Source organism: Campylobacter sp. BCW_6889 (assembly GCF_001762535.1).
GTDB classification, from domain to species: Bacteria; Campylobacterota; Campylobacteria; order Campylobacterales; family Campylobacteraceae; genus Campylobacter_D; species Campylobacter_D jejuni.
In genome coordinates, this window is the sequence record NZ_MJWZ01000023.1 from 39973 (window position 1) to 56673 (window position 16701).

At 29.3% G+C, this 16701-nt stretch carries 17 protein-coding genes; 5 read left to right on the top strand and 12 right to left on the bottom strand.

The annotated features are described in order from the left end of the window. Genes hemN through hemB form a run of 4 tightly spaced genes read right to left on the bottom strand, consistent with a single transcriptional unit; the run spans position 1 to position 3731 of the window. Complete coding sequence (gene hemN, locus AJ939_RS02035) at positions 1-1356, bottom strand: oxygen-independent coproporphyrinogen III oxidase (protein ID WP_002861729.1); 1356 nt, start codon at positions 1354-1356, stop codon at positions 1-3. Next, a complete protein-coding gene (locus AJ939_RS02040; protein ID WP_044779214.1) occupies positions 1343-1834 on the bottom strand; it encodes a DUF2603 domain-containing protein in 492 nt (163 codons plus the stop codon). The genes hemN and AJ939_RS02040 overlap by 14 nt, the downstream gene beginning before the upstream one ends. After that, positions 1831-2751: an ornithine carbamoyltransferase gene (gene argF, locus AJ939_RS02045; protein WP_004305704.1), complete on the bottom strand. Its 921-nt coding sequence runs from the start codon at positions 2749-2751 to the stop codon at positions 1831-1833. Before argF ends, AJ939_RS02040 begins: the two co-directional genes overlap by 4 nt. Further along, positions 2748-3731, bottom strand: a complete 984-nt coding sequence (hemB, locus tag AJ939_RS02050; protein WP_044779212.1) for a porphobilinogen synthase — start codon at positions 3729-3731, stop codon at positions 2748-2750. Before hemB ends, argF begins: the two co-directional genes overlap by 4 nt. Before the next feature lie 57 nt (positions 3732-3788). On the opposite strand from hemB, the gene ribA reads away from it, so the two are divergent. Together ribA and rsmG are read left to right on the top strand one after the other, a co-directional pair. Continuing rightward, positions 3789-4349, top strand: coding sequence for a GTP cyclohydrolase II (gene ribA, locus AJ939_RS02055; RefSeq protein ID WP_053872889.1), 561 nt, complete (start codon positions 3789-3791; stop codon positions 4347-4349). Next, positions 4350-4916: a 16S rRNA (guanine(527)-N(7))-methyltransferase RsmG gene (rsmG, locus tag AJ939_RS02060; protein ID WP_004305702.1), complete on the top strand. Its 567-nt coding sequence runs from the start codon at positions 4350-4352 to the stop codon at positions 4914-4916. 15 nt (positions 4917-4931) lie between these two features. Here rsmG and AJ939_RS02065 read toward each other — a convergent pair whose 3' ends face one another. Together AJ939_RS02065 and AJ939_RS02070 are read right to left on the bottom strand one after the other, a co-directional pair. Then, positions 4932-5504, bottom strand: coding sequence for a hypothetical protein (locus tag AJ939_RS02065; RefSeq protein WP_002861734.1), 573 nt, complete (start codon positions 5502-5504; stop codon positions 4932-4934). A 92-nt stretch (positions 5505-5596) separates the two neighbouring features. Continuing rightward, positions 5597-6694: a YeiH family protein gene (locus AJ939_RS02070; RefSeq protein ID WP_044779211.1), complete on the bottom strand. Its 1098-nt coding sequence runs from the start codon at positions 6692-6694 to the stop codon at positions 5597-5599. 112 nt (positions 6695-6806) lie between these two features. Between AJ939_RS02070 and AJ939_RS02075 the strand changes: the two genes are divergently transcribed. Then, positions 6807-7688: a LysR family transcriptional regulator gene (locus tag AJ939_RS02075; protein WP_002932884.1), complete on the top strand. Its 882-nt coding sequence runs from the start codon at positions 6807-6809 to the stop codon at positions 7686-7688. A 79-nt stretch (positions 7689-7767) separates the two neighbouring features. Beyond that, a complete protein-coding gene (gene rpoD, locus AJ939_RS02080; RefSeq protein ID WP_004305698.1) occupies positions 7768-9636 on the top strand; it encodes an RNA polymerase sigma factor RpoD in 1869 nt (622 codons plus the stop codon). Positions 9637-9650: 14 nt separating this feature from the next. On the opposite strand, the gene AJ939_RS02085 is transcribed toward rpoD, so the two are convergent. Next, positions 9651-10163 carry a SixA phosphatase family protein gene (locus AJ939_RS02085; protein WP_002861738.1) on the bottom strand — a complete coding sequence of 171 codons (513 nt, stop codon included), beginning with the start codon at positions 10161-10163 and terminating at the stop codon, positions 9651-9653. Next, positions 10160-10678, bottom strand: a complete 519-nt coding sequence (locus AJ939_RS02090; protein ID WP_044779210.1) for a rhomboid family intramembrane serine protease — start codon at positions 10676-10678, stop codon at positions 10160-10162. Before AJ939_RS02090 ends, AJ939_RS02085 begins: the two co-directional genes overlap by 4 nt. Before the next feature lie 97 nt (positions 10679-10775). Here AJ939_RS02090 and AJ939_RS02095 point away from each other — a divergent pair, with 97 nt between their 5' ends. Beyond that, positions 10776-11192: a PepSY-like domain-containing protein gene (locus tag AJ939_RS02095; protein ID WP_004305692.1), complete on the top strand. Its 417-nt coding sequence runs from the start codon at positions 10776-10778 to the stop codon at positions 11190-11192. A gap of 7 nt (positions 11193-11199) precedes the next feature. On the opposite strand, the gene AJ939_RS02100 is transcribed toward AJ939_RS02095, so the two are convergent. From AJ939_RS02100 to aroB, 4 genes are read right to left on the bottom strand one after another with little or no spacing between them, the layout of a single operon-like run. Further along, positions 11200-12810, bottom strand: a complete 1611-nt coding sequence (locus AJ939_RS02100) for an AAA family ATPase (RefSeq protein WP_053872295.1) — start codon at positions 12808-12810, stop codon at positions 11200-11202. Positions 12811-12813: 3 nt separating this feature from the next. Continuing rightward, entirely contained in the window at positions 12814-14064 is a 1251-nt protein-coding gene (gene mtaB / locus AJ939_RS02105; RefSeq protein ID WP_002861742.1) for a tRNA (N(6)-L-threonylcarbamoyladenosine(37)-C(2))-methylthiotransferase MtaB, read from the bottom strand. Continuing rightward, positions 14061-15632 (bottom strand): mechanosensitive ion channel family protein, encoded by a 1572-nt coding sequence (locus AJ939_RS02110; protein WP_044793978.1) that lies wholly within the window; start codon positions 15630-15632, stop codon positions 14061-14063. The genes mtaB and AJ939_RS02110 overlap by 4 nt, the downstream gene beginning before the upstream one ends. Beyond that, positions 15629-16684, bottom strand: coding sequence for a 3-dehydroquinate synthase (aroB, locus tag AJ939_RS02115; protein WP_070233094.1), 1056 nt, complete (start codon positions 16682-16684; stop codon positions 15629-15631). Before aroB ends, AJ939_RS02110 begins: the two co-directional genes overlap by 4 nt. Positions 16685-16701 lie beyond the last annotated feature (17 nt).

Consider the following 16701-nt stretch of genomic DNA (forward strand, 5'->3'; position numbering starts at 1 on the left):
TTACACCGTTTTTGAGAATACTTTTTTATCTTCACTAATGTTTTTCATATAAGCATCAAAACACATAGCAATATTTCTTATAAGCAAAACACCTGTTTCATTGACTTTGATAAAATTTTCATCAAAATTAATAAAATCTTTGTATTCTTCTAAAGCTTTTAAATCCTCTTTAAAATACTCCTGAAAATCAATGCAAAATTCTTTTTCTATTGACTTGATATCAAGCTTAAAATTTGCCATTAACTCCATAATCACTGCTTTTCTAAGCTCATCATCATCGCTTAAAGCTACGCCTCTTTCAAAAGGCAAAACTCCTCTATCTAATGCAGCCTCATAACTTGACATATCTTTAAAATTTTGCGCATAATGTCTTTGTCCTTCGCCTATACTTGTAAGCCCAACACCGACTAAATCAGCACCACCTTTAGTAGTATAACCTTGGAAATTTCTATGTAAAGTTCCATTTTCTAAAGCTTTAAAAAGCTCATCATTTTCTTTTGCAAAATGATCCATACCTATCATTTTATAGCCGTTTTTACTCAAAAAATTCTCACAAAATTCTAAAATTTCAAGTTTAACATCAGGACTTGGCAAGGTATTTTCATCAAATTTTCTCATATTTTTCTTAAGCCAAGGCACATGAGCGTAATTAAAAATCGCCAAACGATCAGGATTTAAAAGCATAACTTTTTCTAAAGTTTGTGTAAAGCTTTGTAAATTTTGATAAGGCAAACCATAAATTAAATCCATATTTACAGACTTTATGCCTTTACTTCTTACAAGATTTAAAGCATTTTGTGTTAATTCAAAAGGCTGGATGCGATGAATTTCTTTTTGAACTTTTTCATCAAAATCCTGCACTCCAAAGCTGATACGATTAAAGCCATTTTGTGTTAAAACTGTGGCTTGTTCGTCATTTAAAAAACGCGGATCGATCTCACAGCTAATCTCTGCATCTTTAGAAAAATTTCTAAAAATAGATCTGATTTTTAAAATCAAATTTTGAAGTTGTTTAGCACTAAAAAAAGTTGGAGTTCCGCCCCCAAAGTGCATTTGCACCACTTCTCTTTTAGTATCTAAAATAGTACTTAAAATATCAAGCTCTTTAAAAATATAAGTTAAATATCTTTCTTTACTCTCTTCTTTGGCTGTATAAATAACATTGCAACCACAAAAATAACAGGCACTCCTACAAAATGGTAAATGAAAATAAAGCGATAAAGATCTATCTTGCTTTTTTAAAATTTCTATATATTCTTCGTATTTGAAATTTGCATTAAACTCTACTGCTGTAGGATAAGAAGTGTAGCGTGGTCCTGCTTTAGAGTATTTTACAAAAGCTTTATAATCTCTCATTTTGGTTTACCCTTTCTATCATCGCTTGCATATCTACAAATAAATTTGGATGCTTTTGTTTGATTTTAGAAATTAATTTTTCAAGATCAATACTAACTTCCATGGTGCCATTTTGCGCCTTTTGCTTGATCTCATCCATAGCAACCGTCCAAACATCGTTAAAATCTACAGGAATTTGTTGATAAATCGCCTTTTCTAAACGCAATTCAAAATTCTCTTTTTGACTTTGTTTTAAACTTTCAAGTATATTCTTAAGACTTTGTAAAGAAAGCAAAGTGTGAATTTCATCGTTTTCATCAATCACAAACCAAGGCTCAGGAGAATCAAAACTTCCATTTTCAAGAACTAAACATTTTTCGTTTTCATTCTCGCTTTGCTTCATTTTAAAAATCGTTCTATCTTTTTTCTTTATTCCTAGATTTTGACTAAATTCATCAATGCGTTTTAAGCAAATGCTATACTTTTCTAGCTCTTTCATTCTCTTCCTCTCTGATTATCCAAAAAGCAAAGCAAGGCTTTTACCACATAAAGGCGATTTCTTGCTTCTTCAAAAATCACATCTGCATGTTTTTCAAAAATTTCTTCACTCACTTCATAACCCCTATAAGCAGGCAAACAATGAAGCAATATCGCGTCTTTATTGGCAACGCTCATAGCCTTCTCATCGATTATAAATCCTTCAAATTCTTTAATCTTGCGTTCTTTTTCATTCTCTTCACCCATAGAAACCCAAGTATCGGTGATGACTACATCTTTATCCTTTAAGGCTTCAAATTTATCATGACTTAAGGAAATTTTGGCTCCTGAAATCAAAGCCTGTTTCATAGCAAATTCCCAAATTTCAGGGCTAATTTTATAGTTTTTTGGTATAGCTATACTAAATTCAAAGCCCAAAATCGCAGCCGCAATAAGCCAAGAATTGCACATATTGTTACTATCTCCGATAAAAGCAACTTTTGCTATACCATTTTGCATCTTATTCCATTCTTTGATAGTAAGCAAATCTCCTAAAACCTGAGTAGGGTGATAAAGCTCGCTTAAAGCATTGATCACAGGGGCTTTAGAATATCTTGCAAATTCGAGTAAAGTTTCATGTTTATTGACTCTCATCATCACAAAATCAACCATCGCCCCTATCACCCTAGCTGTATCCTTTACAGGCTCGCCACGACTAAGTTGTAAATCATTGCTATTTAAAAATAAAGCCTTTCCGCCAAGCTCTGTTATGGCTAATTCAAAAGCCATTCTTGTTCTTGTAGAATTTTTCTCAAAAATCATTGCTAAAGTTTTATCTTGTAAAAGTTTTTTAGGCTCTTTTTTAAGCTCGCTAGCATGATTTACAAGGCTTAAAATTTCCTCCTTAGAAAAATCTCTTAAAGTTAAAAAATGTTTCATTTTTCTCCTTTTAACATTTTAGCTAATTCTTTGGCATGATAAGTGATGATAAGCTTTGCCCCTGCTCTTTTAAAAGCTATCATAGTTTCATATAAGATTTTTTCATAATCAATCACTCCCGCATTTTTAGCTGCCTTTAGCATAGCATATTCTCCGCTTACATTATAAACACACAAAGGCAAGTTAGAATAAAGGGATATTTCTTTAATTACATCAAGATAAGCAAGAGCGGGTTTTACCATTAAAATATCAGCTCCTTGTGCTTCATCTTCTAAGCTTTCTTCTAAAGCTTCTTTACCATTAGCAAAATCCATTTGATAGCTTTTTCTATCTCCATAACTTGGAGCTGACTCTGCTACATCTCGAAATGGCCCATAATAACTTGATGCAAATTTAGTAGAATACGCCATTATAGGCAAATTTTCAAAACCTTCCTTATCTAAAGCTTTACGCAAAGTAGTGATAATACCATCCATCATTCCACTAGGTGCTATCATATCTACCCCTGCTCTTGCGTGAACTAAGGCTTGTTTGGCTGAAATTTCTAAAGTGGCATCATTATCCACGCTTTTTGTTTTTGGATCGATAATCCCACAATGCCCGTGATCTGTATACTCACAAAAACAAAGATCGCTAATTACAAAAAGATCTGGAAAATTTTTCTTAATCTCTCTTATGCTTCTTGCAACAAGCCCTTCATCATCTAAAGCATCGCTTCCGCAACTATCTTTTTTCTCATTTTCTAAAACGCCAAAAAGTATAATAGCTTTAATACCTAAGTTGACTACATTTTGACACTCTTTTAAAATTTCATCTAAACTCATTTGAAACACATCGGGCATAGAAGAAATTTCTTTTTTTATCCCCGTTCCACTAACCACAAAAAGCGGATAAATCAAATCATTCACGCTTAAAGAATTTTCCCTTACCATAGATCTTAAGTTTTCATTAAGCCTTAATCTTCTAAATCTTTTAAACATTTTTTTGTCCTTTTTTTGCTAAAATCTTAACATAAATTTGATTATAGAGAGTAGTAAATGAAAATAAAAATTTCAGAAATTGCGAATTTACCTAGCAAATGGGGAAATTTCCAAATACAAAGTTTTAAAGAAAATGATAAAGAACATTTATGTATATTTAAAAATACTCCAAAAGACACACTCAATCTAAGAATTCATTCAGAGTGCTTAACAGGAGATGCTTTAGGAAGTTTAAAATGTGATTGTGGAGAACAGCTTGAATTTTCGTTAAAATATATAGACAAAAATGGCGGAATGGTGATTTATCTTAGACAAGAAGGAAGAGGTATAGGACTTTTTAACAAGGTTAATGCTTATGCTTTACAAGATAAAGGTTTTGATACGATTAAAGCAAATCATCAGCTTGGCTTTAAAGCCGATGAGAGAACTTATGAAATTGTAGAATTTATACTCAAACACTATGAAATTTCTAAGGTTAATTTACTCACAAATAATCCCGAGAAACTAGAGTCCATTAAGGAAAAAATCATCACACGCATACCGATTTTAATAGAACCTAACCGTTTTAATGTAGAATATTTAAACATAAAACAAACTCAAATGGGACATCTTAAATAAATGATTTTTAAAGATTATGATTTTTTACAACACTACGATTTAAAAAACTTTAAAGAAAAGGTAAAAATTTATAAAGAATTATTATCTAAATTTAACCGCATTCACAATCTTACTCATTTAAAAAATATAGATGAAAATATCTTTGATAGTATTAAAATTTTAGATTTTTATGATTTTTCTAAAGCAAAAAATATTGCCGATATAGGAAGTGGTGCAGGATTTCCAGCTGTATTTTTAGCCTTTTTACTGCAAAGCAATTTTCATCTTTTCGAACCCAATCCCAAAAAAGCTGCCTTTTTGCGGACACTAAAAATAGAATGCGAACTTTCAAATTTACATATTTACAAAGAAAAAGTTCAAGAGTGTAAAAATACCTTTAAAGCCGATATCATCACTTCAAGAGCCTTAATGGATGTCAAGCCTTTGCTTGAAATTTGCAAAAATCTAAAAGATGAAAATACAATTTTTATTTTATGGAAAGGCAGTGAAATTTATCAAGAACTTGAAAATATAAAAAATTATGAAATTTTTGAAAATAATTTAAGAAAATACTGTATTTTAAAGTAGCCCTAAGGCTACTTTTTATTCTGCTAAATCAGCATTAAAACTGATATCAACCAAAGGCCAAGAGATTCCACCATGTCCTGGAGCAGCATCACTTAATGCTTTTAATGCTTTAGAACCATTTTTAAAAGTATGCAAATCAAGCTGCCCTTTAGCTTCAAATTTATTATCTTTGATAGTATAAGTTAAAGGTACAATAGTACTTTTTTTATCCATGGTAATTTTTGCTGAAATAACGCCTTTGTTTTCACCTACAATCACATCTTGGAAAACAACTTTAATATCTGCATTTCCCAATAAAGCAGGAAAAAACACTTTTGTGATATTATTGGTTATAACATCATTGCCTTCACCCATAAAAGCATTACTTGGCTTTATAGTAGCTTTAGCTCCTTTAAGATAACTTGCAAAATCCTTTGTATTTTTAGAAAATTTATATTCTACATTCTTAAATTCACCTTCTACTCCTACCATATCCTTAGTTTTATACCCTTCAAAAGATATTTTTAAACTATCTTCTTTAAAAGATACGGCACTTAAAGCAGATGCTAATAAACAAGAACTTAAAATACTTAAAACAATTTTTTTCATTTTAACTCCTTCAAAATGAGATTTTATTAAACAAAAACAATTATATTATCACTTGATTAATAAAAATAAATTTTTTCAAAAAATAATTGTTATTACCAAAGTATATCTTTAAAAGTTAAAGTTAAAAAATATCCTCCAAAAATCAAAACAAGCCCTAAAACAAAAGCCAAACCAAATACTCTAGAGCCACTCTTTAAAAATTTTTTAAAGTCAATTTGTAAACCTAAAGCTGCCATAGCAAAAACAATACATAAAGTACAAAGTGTTTTACCTAAAGAAATAATATCACTCGTAGCAATACCTAAAATATTTTCTTTACTTGCTAGATAAGTATTTAAAACTATCATACCTAAAAATGCAAAAGCAAAATAAGGGATAGTGATACTTTTTGCAGTTTTTCCACTGCTTGAATGCTGATTTTTAGCAAAAAAATAAGTCACTATAAGCAAAAAAGGCACAAGTAAAATCACTCTCATCATTTTTATAATCACTGCAACATTAGAAGCACCTTGCTCAAATCCTGCCATATCTTTTGCCATTTCAGCGGCACCTGCAACATTTGCCACTTCATGCAAAGTAGCCCCCATAAAAACCCCCATAGCATTTTGATCAAAAAAAGGAAAAAGATTTAAAGAAAAAGCTATAGGATACAAAAACATAAACACAAGTCCAAAAATCACCACCGTACCTACAGCTAAAATTCCTTTAAAAGGATCACTTTTTAAACTTGACTCCAACGCTAAAACTGCTGCCGCACCGCAAATCGCACTTCCGGCTCCAACAAGCATAGAAGTTTCTTTATCGAGTTTAAAAATTTTCATCCCTACAAATAAAGCAATAATAAAAACAAAAAATATCACTATAGCAGAAAGTAAAAACCCTTTCAACCCTACACTTAAAAGCTCAGTTAAAGTAATATTAAAACCATATAAAACAATACCGAGTCTTAAAAGCTTTTTTGCACTAAAATGCACTCCAGCTTGAAAATGATGTTGGTATTTAAAAAACCAAGGAGAGAGCAACACTCCTATGATGATAGCAAAAGCAGTCGCTGCCAAATGAGTAGTATCTTTGATACTTTGAACACTAGAAAAATACATAGCAAAAATCACTATACAAGCAGTAAAAAGCAAACCCTTAAAATTTGAACGCACTATAGCCATGCTATGTGCTAAAAAACTTGTTTTCATTTATTTTCCTTTTTCTAAATTTTGTGTTATTATATTTTTTTTATTAAAATTATAAAAATATATTATTTTAATTTTTATAATAATTTTTTTTTATTAAATAAAGGAATCACTCATGAAAATCAAAGATATGGAAATATTTTTAGATCTTTTAAACACTCAAAGTCCAACTCATACAGCCAACAATTTTTCCATAACTCAACCTAATGTTTCAATAGTAATTAAAAATTTAGAAAATAAATTTGATGGCATTTTATTTGAAAGACTTGGAAAAAAACTCTTACCTACACCAAAAGCTTTAGAACTAGGAAAAAATTGGTTAAAAATTATACAAGCCTACTACCAAAGCTTAGAAAAATTAAACGACGAAAGCATGCTCTTAGGGGAAATAAAAATAGCCTCAACTCAAAGCATTTCTGAACATTTTTTAGCTCCTATTTTATTTGATTTTAAAGCAGAATTTAAAAACATAGAAATTCACTCTCAAACGCAGAATTCAAAAGAATGTTTAAATTTGCTAAAAAACGGAAATATAGAATTTGCAATCATTGAAGCAGAACTTGATCCAGCTTTAGTGGAGTATGAAAATTTAGAAATAAATTTTTGGCAAGATGATGAACTTATAGTAGCCACAAGTGATAAAAAACTCAATGAAAAAGAATTTTATATCGATGAACTTTTAGAACAAAAGTGGATTTTAAGAGAAGTAGGCTCAGGCTTAAGGGATAAATTTTTAAATGAAATTGGTGCAAGCTCAAAAAAGCTTAATATTTTTCTTGAGCTTGATAGAATGGCTGCGATTAAAGAACTTGTTTTACAAAAAAAAGCAATCTCTATTTTTTCCAAAAAAAGCATAGAAAAAGAATTAAAAAATTCAACACTTTATGAAATCAAGTTAAAAAATATCAACCTAAAGCGTAAATTTTATACCTTAAAAAGAAAAAATTATAATTTTAACAGAGCTTTAGAAAAATTTGAAAAAATATTTAAATCATAAGCATAATAACCGATTTATATAGAAAGTTAAGCAATTTTTAGATAAAATCTAAAGCTTATATAAATTTCAAGGATAATCAATGAACGCCAAAACTCAAGAAGCTGAATTAGAAGAATTATTTCAAGAAAATGCAAAAGATTATATCACATATGAAAAATTGGTAAAATATCTTACAAAACAACCAAGTGCATCAACCGCTAAAAAAGTGCAAGCATTAGTGAAAAAACACAAAGTGCAACTTTTTTCAGCAGCTGAAATTGCACAAATGAAAAACATAGAAGATGCAAAAAGACTTCAAGAAGAAAAACAAAAACTCCAAGATACAAGCCTTGAGAACGAATTTGATTTAGCCAATGAAAACGATTTATTAGAATGGAGCAGATCAGACTCTCCTGTTCGTATGTATTTAAGAGAAATGGGACAAATTGCTTTATTAAACAAAGATGAAGAAATTGAAATTTCTAAAAAAATAGAACTTGGTGAAGATATTATCATTGATGCTTTTTGTTCTGTACCTTATTTGATAGATTTTATTTTAGATTATAAAGAACCTTTAATAAACAGAGAAAGAAGAGTAAAAGAATTATTTAAAAGCTTTGACGATGAAGAAAAAAATGATGATAAACTTGATGAACTTGATATAGACGAAGATGAAGAAAACGAAACAGAATTAGAAACAGATGAAGAAAATACTAAAAAAAACAGCAAAAAAGAAGATGAAAGAACTTTAAAAGTTATAGAAAAATTTAAAGCTCTAGAAAAAGCTAAAAAAGATTGGCTAAAAACATCCAAAGACAAGGAAAGTGGAGATGAGCTTTTAGATAAATTAAGCATTGCATTCAAAAAAAATATTTTAAAAGAAAAATTAATGGATCTAGGCCCTACTTCAAAACTTATTAGTGAAATCGTAAAATCAATGGAAACTGCACTAAAAAGTGATGAAGAATTTGACAAAGAACTTAAGCGTTTAGAATACCGCTTACCTATGTTTTCTGATGAACTTAAAAAACGCCATGCAGATATTTTAAAAGATATTACAAAATTGAGCAAAGAAGAAATCACAGAGCGAGCTTTAGAAACAACCATGGTAAGCACTTATATGGAAATTAAAAAACTATTTCAAACTAAAGAAGCTAGTGAAAAAAGCTTTGATCTTGAAAAATCACGTTTAAAAGAAATTTTAGAGCAAATTAAACGCGGTAAAAAAATCTCTGATGAAGCAAAAGGAAGAATGGCAAAATCAAACTTGCGTCTTGTTGTAAGCATAGCTAAACGCTACACAAATCGTGGTCTACCTTTCTTAGATCTTATTCAAGAAGGAAATATAGGTTTAATGAAAGCTGTGGATAAGTTTGAATACAAAAGGGGTTATAAATTTTCCACTTATGCAACTTGGTGGATCAGACAAGCTATTTCAAGGGCTATAGCTGACCAAGCAAGAACCATAAGAATTCCAATCCACATGATAGAAACCATCAATCAAATTAACAAAATTATCCGCGAACATCTGCAAAAAGATGGAAAAGAACCTGATGTCAGTGTTATAGCTAAAGAAGTAGGTTTAAGCGTAGATAAGGTTAAACAAGTCATTAAAATCACAAAAGAACCAATTTCCCTTGAAGCTCCAATAGGAAATGAAGATGATGGTAAATTTGGAGATTTTGTTGAAGATAGAAATTCACTTTCTCCAATGGATCATATCTTAAAGGATGATTTAAAAGAACAAATTGATGAAGTTTTAGATCAATTAAACGATAGGGAAAAAGCGGTAATTCGAATGCGCTTTGGCTTAATGGATGATGAAAGCGATAGAACCTTAGAAGAAATTGGGAAAGAGCTTAATGTCACTCGAGAAAGAGTGAGACAAATAGAAAGCTCAGCTATAAAAAAACTCAAACACCCTAAAGTAGGAAGAAAACTAAAAAATTATATAGAAGGTTGGAAGTAAGAGTCAATCTCTTACTAAAAACCCAAATCTTTTTCTTCTTTTAACTTGCGCACATGTTCAAAAAAAACTAATTTTCCGCTATGTTTTTTTAAATTTTTAAATTCCTTAATATCAAATTCTAAACACAAGATAGAAGAAGTTGGAAAAGAAGCTAAACATAGCGAGCTTAATAACTCTCCAAGCTCCATTAAACCAGGATTATGACCCACTAAAAATACTTCGTTAAACTCATCATCAATATCTTGCAAAATTTTTAGCAAATTTTCAACATTGCAAAGATACAATCTTTCATCAAAACAAATTTTATTTTTATCAAAATTATAAAATTTGGCTATTTTTTTCGCTGTTTTAGCGGTTCTAACAGCAGGACTTGATAACACTAAATCAGGATGAATTTCATGCAAGGCAAGATTTTTAAAAAGTTTTTTTAAATCTTCCTTTCCACTCTTAGTAAGCTTTCTTTCAAAATCATCGATATCTCCTCTCTTACTTGCTTTTGCATGTCTTATAATATAAATTTTTTTCATTTTACCTCTTTTATTTTAGCTAAAATATAACCACATATAAACCCGAAAATATGACCATACCAAGCAACATTTACCCCCATAAGCAATGGCGCAAAACTCATAAGTAAAATTGCCACTATAAGTCCTTTTGTGCTATTTTTATCAAGAACAGCATAAAAACCCATTAAAACACAAATTGCACCACTAGCACCTATGACATTTATATTTTCTCCAAAATATTTAAAATCAAAATACACATAAAAAACACTTAAAAGTGAACATAACAACCCGCCAATAAAATAAATAAAAATAAAACGCAAAGCACCCAAATAAGTTTCTAATATACGCCCAAATTGAAGTAAAACTATCATATTTAATATAAGATGAGTTAAATTTCCATGTAAAAATATTGAACTTAAAAGTTGCCAATAAGCTCCATTAAAAAATAAAATATTCAAACCAAGGATATTGTAATAATCATAAGAAATCAAAAAATAACATAAAATATTTAAAAAAATTAAAAAAATTGTAAGCAAAGTATAAAACCTTTATTTTTTATAATATTGTCTTAAAATTCACATAAAATTCACATAAATTCTTTACAATTTTACTAAAAAATAATTAGGAAAAATATTGAAAATTAAATTTTTAAGTATTATTACTATTTTAAGTTTATCTTTAAACGCTGATATAATAATTTCTGCTGATAATTTGCCAAGTGTTTCTAAAGAATTTTTACAACATAATTTCAAAGCACCTATAGGGATTGTACAAAAAGACAAAAATTCCTATGAAGTCTATCTTAGCGATGGGACAGAACTTGAATTTGACATAGATGGAGCTTGGAAAGAAATTGAAAATAAAGCCTTTCCTTTTGAACTAGATTTTTTACCTCAAAATTTAGCTAATATCATTAAAAACGAATTTCCAAATACAAAAGCTAGAGAAATCGAAAGAAAAATCAACCATTACAAGATTAAATTTGATAACGATGTAAAAATTCTTATAGATTTTAATGGAACTATCTTGCACAAAGAAATTGATGATTAAAATATAATCAAATCTGCATTATATTTTTAACATCATCATGTTCTATCTTTTCTTTTTCAAGCAAAAGCTCTGATAATTTTAAAATTTTATCCTTCATAGAATTTAAAAATTCATCCATTTCTTTTTTTTGTTCATTTAAATTTGACTCTTCTAACATATCAAAACTCAACATATAATCAAGCAATTCTTTAATCTTTAAAAAATCATCTTGCGAGTTGGTATAACTTTCATTGTAAATTAATTTCATAGCTCTAGAACCAGCCAAATAAACTTTTATACGATTAATAAGCTCTGATTTTGATCTTATATTATGCTCATATTCTTTAAAACGATCTTCAATGAGAGTAATTTTTTCAAATCCTATGTCAAAATAATACGCACTCAAAGCTTTTGCAGCTTGATAAGTGGCTTGAATTTTCTTCTCTTCATCATTAAAACTTAAAATCTTTTTCTTGCCTAAAAGAACTTTATTTAATACAGCATAAAAATCACTTTCCTCAACTAAAGCACTATTTCTTCTTAAAGCATTAATTGCCGCTTCATTGACCAAAGTTTCAAGTCCTGCTCCACTAAAACCTACGCTTGCTTTGGCGATTTTATTTAAATTAACATTATTATTTTTATCCTTCATATAAATTTCTAAAATTTTAAGTCTGTCTTTAAAATCAGGTAAAGATAAAAAAATTCTCCTATCAAAACGCCCTGAACGCAATAAAGCAGAATCCATAAGTTCGATTTTATTTGTCGCAGCTATAACTATAACCCCGCTATTGTCCTCAAAACCATCCATTTGGGTTAAAAGTTGATTTAAAGTACTATCTCTTTCAACATTTGACATTTCTCCCCTTGCTTTACCTACAGCATCTATTTCATCGATAAAAACAATACTAGGAGCCATCATTTTAGCTTTTGAAAAAAGCTCTCTAACTCTTTTTGCACCCATACCTACATAAATTTCAACAAAACTTGAACCACTTTGATAAAAAAATGGCACCCCTGCTTCTCCTGCAACTGCTTTTGCTATCAATGTTTTTCCTACACCTGGTGGGCCTACCATTAAAACACCTTTTGGCATTTTTACACCAAATTCTTTATATTTTTTAGGATTTTGTAAAAAATCTACAAGTTCGCTTAGTTCCATTTTAACTTCATCAACACCTGCTACATCATTAAAAGTAATATCTGAAATCACAGGTTTTATATGAGAACTTTCTAAATTAATATTTGAATTTTGAGCTTGAATGTGATTCTTATTTGATATAGGATATTTAGCCAATTCTTTTTTACGGGCAAAATAACCAAGACTTATAAAAAGTGCGATAATAAAAACAAGTAAAATAAAAAACACCCAAAGCGTGTTATCTTTTTTAACCTCTATAGGAACTTTTGCTAAAAGTGTTTTTATATCTATGCCATCTTTTATAATTACGTAATTTTCACCTTCTGCCTTAAGCCAAATTTCGTCTTTATCAATCACAGCTTTTTGGATTAAATTTTGGCTTAATAGACTTTGATAAAGATTTTCATCTATATATTTAGGTTCATTTTTAAAATATAAAATTCCCAAAAGCATACATAAAACCATAAAAGATGCTAAAATTATCTTTTTATTTTTCATTATCTAGCCTTTTAAAATTGCAAAGTTAGACTTTTCTTGCACTTCATATTCAGATATAACAATCCATTCTTTAGCTATATCTTTATCACTTTTAATTTTGATCTTGTTAAAAAACTGATCATAACCCTCAAAAAAACCATCTTTTTGATTTTCTATCAAAACTTCAAGTGAAACTTGATTTTTTTTCCTAAATTCATAATTATTTTTTTCTACTATGGATTTTAAAGTGTTTAGCCTTTCTTTAGCTAAAGTTCCATTTATCACATCCTTCATGGTAGCAGAATGCGTGTTGTTTCTAGGACTAAAAATAAAAGCATGAATATGAGTGAGTGGAAATTCTTTAAATTTTTTCAAAGCTTCTTGCCATAGCTCTTCACTCTCACCTGGATGAGCTACTATAAAATCCGTCCCTAAAGCATATCCTTTGCTTGCTATAGTATTAAAAAGCTTTAAATCATTATCCGTATGCGATCTTCTTCGCATTATACGAAGCATTTTTTCACTTGTATGCTGCAATGCAATATGTAAATGCCTTTCAAGCCAAGTTTCATCTAAAATTTCTAAAAAACTCTCATCAATTTGTGCGGGTTCTAAACTACCTAACCTTATGCGTTTTATACCTGAAATTTGTCCCATTTTCCGCAAAAGCTTGCCTAAACTTGTGCCATTTTTAAGCCCATATGAACCTATATTAGTCCCTGTTAAAACAATTTCACTATAACCATTAGCTCCCAAAATTTCAACCTGTTTTAAAAGAGCTTTTTCATCCACACTTCTTGATTTTCCCCTCACGCTAGGGATAATACAATAAGAACAAGCAAAATCACAACCTTCTTGAATTTTCACAAAAGCTTTGGTATGATTTTCATATTCACAAACTATATCTTTATCAATAAAATTTAAATTTCCAAGTTCATAAAAACTTGTCTTTGCTCCTAAAAATTCATTGATTTTATCTTTATTTGACGCTCCAAGCACTCCAAAAACTTGCTTTTTATCTAAAAGCTCCTTACCTTTGCTTACAGCACCACAACCTGTAAGTATAACTTTAATGCCTTTTTTTTGCATGGTATTTACATAAGACTTTATCCCGCTATCAGCTCCATTTGTAACCGTGCAAGAATTTACAACGATAATTTGTGCCTTATTCTCATCATTTATAATCTCATAATCTTTCACATAACTTTTTAAAAGCTCTGTATCATAAATATTTGTGCGACACCCAAAGGTTTTAAAAAAAACTTTTTCTTTCAATCTTTATTCCTTGCATGAAAATGCATATTTTCATGATGTTGTTCAAAATGATTTTGATTTAAATTTCCCAAATATAAATTTTGCGATGGATAAGCAATTTTTATATCTTTATGCTTATTAAATTCTTTTATAATCTCTTTGCTAATCGTACTTCTTAATACCAAAGCCGCATAAGCATTGGTCATATACCATGCAGAAATTCGCATTCCCCAATGTTCAAAAAACATAAAAAACCTTGGCTCCACTTTAGGATTTTTAATACTATATTCATGTTGTAAACGAGCTATATTTTTTCTAGCAAGCTCAGTATAACCTTTGGCATGGCGTGTAACAATATTTTCCACAATTTCTTGCGCCTTATCAAGATTACTATCAAAAGTAACACTTATATCAATGCCATCAAGCACGGTTTTCATACCATGATGAGTATAATTAGCAAGCAAATTTGTAAAAACATAGTTGTTAGGAATAAATATAATACGTCCGCTGCGACGATGTTTACTATAAGTTTCAAGCGTAAGCTCTTCATAAAGAGTAATGCGTAAAAAAGAAATATCTATAATATCTCCTATATAGGTAGTATCATTTTGAAAAACCTTTACACGATCTCCTACTCTAAAACTTCCACCAAAAATAATCACACACCATCCAAGCATAGACATAAACATATCTTTCATAGCAATAGCTAAGCCTGCAGAAGCAAAACCAAGTATAGTTACAAGATAAGTAATATTTTCTATATAAGCAAAGAGCAAAATAAGAAAAATAATATTTATATTAATAAAATTAATAATCTTCGTAGCGGTATAATATCTTTCACTATCTTTAATATATTTTTTAGCAATAAATTTCAACATAAAAGCTATAGCTATAACAATAACAATAGCAACAAGTATATTTACAGCCCTTAAGCTTTGAATTTTAATCTCAGCACTTACTCGAGAAAGCTCTTCATCAATTTTTTTCTCATAAACAGAATAAGAAACACTAGCAAAATTTAAAGCTTGCTCAAATTCTTCTAATTTTTTATCCGAAGCTTTTAAAGCTTCTATATTCTCAACACTTGGTTTAAGCTCAACCAATTCTTTAAGTTCTGAGTTTTTTTCTCTAATTTTATCTACTAAATTTTTAAAATCATTAAATTTAAATATATATTCTTCCTTTTCTCCTTTTAATTTCTTAATATGAGAAAAAGCTCCTATAATAGCCAAAGGATTAGTAAGCTTAGATAAAGTTTCTATATTATCAGGGGCGCTAAGACTTTGTGCAAAATTTAAATCTTTGTATTCTTTAAGCAAGCTCAATTGCTCTTCTAAATTTGCTATCTTGCGTTTAAGTTCTTCTTGTTGGTGAATATCGGAAGTCTTTTTTAAATTAAGATTTAAAATGATTAATTCATCATTTATATCTTGATATTTTATAAAATTTTCATAACGTATATTCCAAATACTAGCACTGATTACAGTATTTAAAGTATTAATTTTCTCATTTATATTATTAATAATAGTCCGATTTACATCACCAAAAGCAAAAACAACAAAAAAGGTTAAAATAATAATTTTTTTCATTGGAATTCTCTTAAAGTTGCAATTATATCTTCTTTAGAAATATCACCTTTTATCAAACCCTTACCCAAAGGACTAGCAAGGACAAAATTGATTTTTTTATTAGAGCTTTTTTTATCCATGAAAAAAGCTTCATAAAATTCATCTACATTGTTGATTTTATATGATATTGGTAAACTGAATTTAAGTAAAATATCTTTTATTTTTTGACTTTGCATTTTATCCAAAAGCCTTAAATTTAAAGCCAATTGATTTGCCATAACCATACCTATAGCCACCGCTTCTCCGTGTAAATAAAGCTTATAATCTGTAAAATTTTCTATAACATGAGCAAAAGTATGACCATAATTTAAAAGCATTCTAAGCCCTGATTCTTTTTCATCTTGTTCAACAACCCTTGATTTAAGTTCTATGCTTCTTGCTATAATTTGAGTAAAAATTTCATTCTCGCAAGTAGCATTTAAGAAACTTTTTTCATCAATTTTTTCTATAAAATCAAGTATACTATCATCAAACATTGTCGCCATTTTAATAAATTCAGCCATACCTGCAGCAAGTTCCCTAGAACTCAAAGTCTTTAAAAAAGAACTCTCACAATATACAGCTTTAGGTTGATAAAAAGTGCCAATAAGATTTTTACCAAAATTATTATTAACACCTGTTTTTCCACCTACTGCTGCATCAACGCAAGCTAAAAGTGTAGTAGGAATATTTATAAAATCAATACCTCTTTGATAAATACTAGCAGCAAATCCGCCCATATCACTAATCACGCCACCACCAAAACTTATAAGCACGCTTTTTCTATCCAATTTAGAATTAAACATTTGGTTTAAAATTTCTTCTATGGTGCTTAAATTTTTATATTCTTCACCATCTTTTACAGTAGCAATAAAAATTTCTTTTGCCTTAATTTTAGAAAGTAATGTTTTCAAATGAAGACCTGAAATCTTAGGATTTGAAAGTATAAAAACCTTACTATCAAATTTTAATTCTTCAAGTTCATCAATATAAACCTTATAAGCATTTTCTTTTAACTTAACTTCTACTTGCATTGAACTACTCTTTTTGC

Bases quoted from the DNA above. Each gene is read 5' to 3' on its own strand.
- hemN (WP_002861729.1), bottom strand. From the start codon at position 1,356: ATGAGAGATTATAAAGCTTTTGTAAAATACTCTAAAGCAGGACCACGC.
- AJ939_RS02040 (WP_044779214.1), bottom strand. From the start codon at position 1,834: ATGAAAGAGCTAGAAAAGTATAGCATTTGCTTAAAACGCATTGATGAA.
- argF (WP_004305704.1), bottom strand. From the start codon at position 2,751: ATGAAACATTTTTTAACTTTAAGAGATTTTTCTAAGGAGGAAATTTTA.
- hemB (WP_044779212.1), bottom strand. From the start codon at position 3,731: ATGTTTAAAAGATTTAGAAGATTAAGGCTTAATGAAAACTTAAGATCT.
- ribA (WP_053872889.1), top strand. From the start codon at position 3,789: ATGAAAATAAAAATTTCAGAAATTGCGAATTTACCTAGCAAATGGGGA.
- rsmG (WP_004305702.1), top strand. From the start codon at position 4,350: ATGATTTTTAAAGATTATGATTTTTTACAACACTACGATTTAAAAAAC.
- AJ939_RS02065 (WP_002861734.1), bottom strand. From the start codon at position 5,504: ATGAAAAAAATTGTTTTAAGTATTTTAAGTTCTTGTTTATTAGCATCT.
- AJ939_RS02070 (WP_044779211.1), bottom strand. From the start codon at position 6,694: ATGAAAACAAGTTTTTTAGCACATAGCATGGCTATAGTGCGTTCAAAT.
- AJ939_RS02075 (WP_002932884.1), top strand. From the start codon at position 6,807: ATGAAAATCAAAGATATGGAAATATTTTTAGATCTTTTAAACACTCAA.
- rpoD (WP_004305698.1), top strand. From the start codon at position 7,768: ATGAACGCCAAAACTCAAGAAGCTGAATTAGAAGAATTATTTCAAGAA.
- AJ939_RS02085 (WP_002861738.1), bottom strand. From the start codon at position 10,163: ATGAAAAAAATTTATATTATAAGACATGCAAAAGCAAGTAAGAGAGGA.
- AJ939_RS02100 (WP_053872295.1), bottom strand. From the start codon at position 12,810: ATGAAAAATAAAAAGATAATTTTAGCATCTTTTATGGTTTTATGTATG.
- AJ939_RS02110 (WP_044793978.1), bottom strand. From the start codon at position 15,632: ATGAAAAAAATTATTATTTTAACCTTTTTTGTTGTTTTTGCTTTTGGT.
- aroB (WP_070233094.1), bottom strand. From the start codon at position 16,684: ATGCAAGTAGAAGTTAAGTTAAAAGAAAATGCTTATAAGGTTTATATT.